Genomic DNA, 3909 nt, shown 5'->3' on the forward strand with positions numbered 1-3909 from the left:
GTGCCCCACAGATTGGTCCGGATCAGCCGCTCATGGTCCTCCGGGGCGATCTCGCGCAGGGGTCCGTAGACAGTCAGGCCGGCCACGTTGATCCAGGTGTCAAACCCACCGAAGGTCGCGACTGCCTTGTCGGCGATGGCCTGCACGTCCTCGCGCCGGCCCACATCGGCGGCCACGTGCACGACACGAGCTCCGAACTCGTCGGCGACCCGAGCCAGCACGTCCTCGCTCCTCGCGGCGAGCACCACCCGGGCGCCGCGCTCGGCCGCCATGCGGGCCGTCGCCAAGCCAATGCCGCTCGAGGNNNGCCAGCACGTCCTCGCTCCTCGCGGCGAGCACCACCCGGGCGCCGCGCTCGGCCGCCATGCGGGCCGTCGCCAAGCCAATGCCGCTCGAGGCGCCCGTAACGCTCACGCGACTGCAAGCGGCTTACCCGGGTGCCTATCCTGACGGCCTGCTTCGGACCGTGCAGCGGCGGCTGAAGCTCTGGCGGACCGAGATCGCCACCAGCTTGTTGCTCGGCCCTCCAGGGGCGCCGGCGTGCACGACCATGCCATCGGGAGCATCGGCGTGAGGCAACGACCGATCAGCCCGGGAGCATTCCTGAGTGAGGCAATACGCGCTCTCATCCAGATCGCCGCGCTACAGCCTGATCAGCGATGGTGCCGCCGTATGCACCTGAGCCTTCGGCGCTGGCTTGAGATCCCGAACCGCGATGAGACGAGCAACCTGTGCGGCTATCCGCCATGTGCATTCTCCTGAATTCAGTGGGTGTCAGTTGAAGCTGGGGTCACGTATTTCAGCATCAAGTTACAGTCGCGTCGCGCCGCGACGTCTCATGAACAACCACGCCGCAGCGGCGATTAGAGCCACGACTACAACCAACCAGATCCAATTATCCATGCCGTTGGTAGCGGGCGCGGTTGTGGGTGCTGTGGTTTGTGCCGTTCCCGGTGTGCTCGGTGTCGTTGGTGCCTGCGCCAGAGCGTGACCGGCCAGCGCAAGCCACATGAATACGGCTGCTTCAGCCTTCCTGAGCATCGTGACCTCCCTAGTGGGCACGCATAACGGCTGCCTGTAGCCGTGCGTTCCCCGCACGCTATCCACTGCGAATCACGCACGTTGTTTGCAAAGGCCAAACTTCGGCTGCATGGGCCGCCGGGGCGGCTTCGGGCGTTGATACTTCCGCACGCATCCCAACGTGCCTGCTTGGTTCGCGGCCGGAAATCCTATGAGCCCGGTTACCTGAGCAATCTTGAGCCTCCCTGCCTCCGGAACGGGAGTACGTCACGATCTGCTGAGAGATTGTTTATTGCTCGCGCAGTCAGCCGCCCGATTGCGAAATCCATCGGACGAGGGGGATAATATTGTCCTGCCGCTCAGGGCTGGTCCTCATCATTGCAGTCCGCTCGACAGCAAGTAGCAGTGCGGCGGGTTCATAAGGTTTCGAAATTAGCGGAAAGCCCGCCTTCATAGCCCTTGCAGCCTGATCGCTATAACCAGTTGCAAGCAGAACCGGCAAAGCAGGCCACTGGCTTCGAATCTGTTGGGCCAGATCAAACCCACTCTGCCCTCCTGGCATGACAAGGTCCGACAGCACGACATCAAATGGCCGGCCCGAGTTCAGGAGCTGCAGAGCTTCTGCTGCTTCGCCGGCAGTTACAACTGAATGCCCTCGTTCCACGAGGACTGAGGCGGCGACATCCGCCACCTGAGCATTGTCCTCAACGAGCAGGACGCGAAGTGCGCGCGCAGCATTGCCGAGCGCTAACTCAGGGCTGATCATTGCAGCCGCCTGAGTCTTCGTACGGGGAATGGAAATGGTGAAGGTCGTTCCGCGACCAACCTCGCTGGTCACGCGCACTGACCCATTCGACTGCTCGGCAAAGCCGTAGACCTGAGGCAGGCCAAGGCCGGTGCCCTTGCCCACCTGCTTCGTACTGAAGAACGGCTCGAACGCACGTGCGAGCACATCCGGTGGCATACCGTGCCCGGTGTCGGTCACCGAGATCGCGACGCTCTGGGCTACCTTGCCGTCATGTGCCGTGACGTTCTCGGCTTTGATCCTGAACTGTCCACCATTGGGCATGGCATCGCGCGCATTCACGGCCAAGTTGATCAACGTGATTCGAAGCTGGGAGGGATCGACCTCGACCGGCCACAGATCCTCCGGAAGGTCGAGCACGATGGTGATATCGCCCCGCAGCGACTGCTTGAGCATGTCATCCATGCCCACGATCAGCCGGGCCACATCTACGACCTCGGGATGGAGCGTCTGCGAGCGCCCGAAGGCGAGCAACTGCTGTGTCAGCTTGCGACCCTGCTCGACCGCCTGCATGGCGTTGTCGATCAGCCGCGCCTGGCGCTGCTCGGGCGCGCGTTTCAGCAGATCGAGGTTGCCCAGCACGACGGTGAGCAGGTTGTTGAAGTCGTGAGCGATGCCGGCGCTGAGCCCACCCAGGGCCTCCATCTTCTGGGCCTGGAACAGGGCAGCTTGCGACTTCTCCAGCGCCTGCTGCGCGTTCCGCCGCTCTGTGAAGTCGCGTGTGACCTTGGCGAAGCCGATGAGCCGCCCTGTTTCGTCGTGAATGGCATCGATCAGCACGCTGGCCCAGAACCGCGTCCCGTCCCGCCGGACCCGCCAGCCCTCGGCTTCGTACTTCCCCTCCCGCCGCGCCGTCTCCAGCGCGCGATCCGGGACACCCGCCGCGCGATCCTCCTCAGTGTAGAAGCGGGAGAAGTGCTGCCCGATGATCTCGGCCTCGCCGTAGCCCTTGATGGATTGCGCGCCGGAGTTCCAGTTGGTGACGATGCCCTGCGGGTCGAGCATGTAGATGGCGCAGTCCCGCACGCCTTGGACGAGGAGCCGGAAGCGCTCCTCGCTCTCCCGCAGGGCCTGCTGGGTCTTCTGCCGGGCGGTGATGTCGCGGGTGATCTTAGCAAAGCCGATCAGCGTGCCCGCGGGATCGCGGATCGGGTCAATGACGACGTGCGCCCACATGCGACTGCCGCCCTTGCGCACCCGCCAGCCTTCCTGCTCGAAGCGCCCTTCGCGGACGGCTGTGTCGAGCGCGCGCCGAGGCAGGTCGGTGCGGCGGTCCTCCTCGGTGTAGAAGCGGGAGAAGTGCTGCCCGATGATTTCGGCTTCGGTGTAGCCCTTGAAGCGCTCGGCACCGGGGTTCCAGCTTACGATCACGCCGGTCGGGTCGAGCATGTAGATCGCGTAGTCGGTGACGGCCTGGATCAGGAGGCGGAAGCGCTGCTCCTCGCTGATGGCTGGCGTGGTGGTGGTCTCAGACGACATCTGCTCCGCTCTGTGCGCCGCGACCTCAGAAGGCTGCGATCCGGCTAAGCCGCGTGTCACCAATGGAGCCGACGATGGTTTCGTTCCGTATCGCGTTGGCGGGTCGAGGAACTCATCAGGCGTGTGGCGCGATGAGCACGGGACAATGCGCAAAACTGCGGCTCGCCCATGGCGCAGAATCAACAACTACATCATTGCATCTTGGAGCCGATTACATCGGCGACAACTCAATCGCAGTAGATAGTGTGCTGCGGCGCAGGCGCTCAGCGTCGCAAATGCACGACCTTGCCCGGCTCGGCCCGGTCGGGTGCGGCCGCTGCTGTTCGGCGCCTGCTCAAGCTCCACAACACCAACCTGTTGCAGATCCGCACTAGCCGGTCGCCTTATAGTCACGCTTATTTAGGTGCTCGGCCAGATTGTAGGGCCGACAACAGGGACCAACCTATGCTCAAGAAGCTTCTGCTCGCAAGCGCAGCAGCGGTCGCCTTGTCGGGCGCTGCTTCTGCCGCGGACCTGCCTGTCCGTGCAGCTCCTCCGGTGTTCACGCCGGTTCCGGTGTTCACCTGGACGGGGTTCTACGCGGGTTTCAACGCCGGCTACGGCTT

At 63.9% G+C, this 3909-nt stretch carries 3 protein-coding genes; 1 reads left to right on the plus strand and 2 read right to left on the minus strand.

The genetic code is table 11. The annotated features are described in order from the left end of the window. Positions 1-293: SDR family NAD(P)-dependent oxidoreductase (locus ACKUB9_RS34095; RefSeq protein ID WP_410826038.1), on the minus strand; the 293-nt coding region annotated here is incomplete at its 3' end. Between the two features lie 92 nt (positions 294-385). Here ACKUB9_RS34095 and ACKUB9_RS34485 point away from each other — a divergent pair. Next, positions 386-574: a hypothetical protein gene (locus ACKUB9_RS34485; RefSeq protein WP_490390958.1), complete on the plus strand. Its 189-nt coding sequence runs from the start codon at positions 386-388 to the stop codon at positions 572-574. A gap of 750 nt (positions 575-1324) precedes the next feature. Here ACKUB9_RS34485 and ACKUB9_RS34100 read toward each other — a convergent pair. After that, positions 1325-3304 carry a hybrid sensor histidine kinase/response regulator gene (locus tag ACKUB9_RS34100; protein WP_407531091.1) on the minus strand — a complete coding sequence of 660 codons (1980 nt, stop codon included), beginning with the start codon at positions 3302-3304 and terminating at the stop codon, positions 1325-1327. Between the last annotated feature and the right edge of the window lie 605 nt (positions 3305-3909).

Origin of the sequence: Methylobacterium oryzisoli, assembly GCF_046557895.1 — a bacterium.
Classification (GTDB): Bacteria; Pseudomonadota; Alphaproteobacteria; order Rhizobiales; family Beijerinckiaceae; genus Methylobacterium; species Methylobacterium oryzisoli.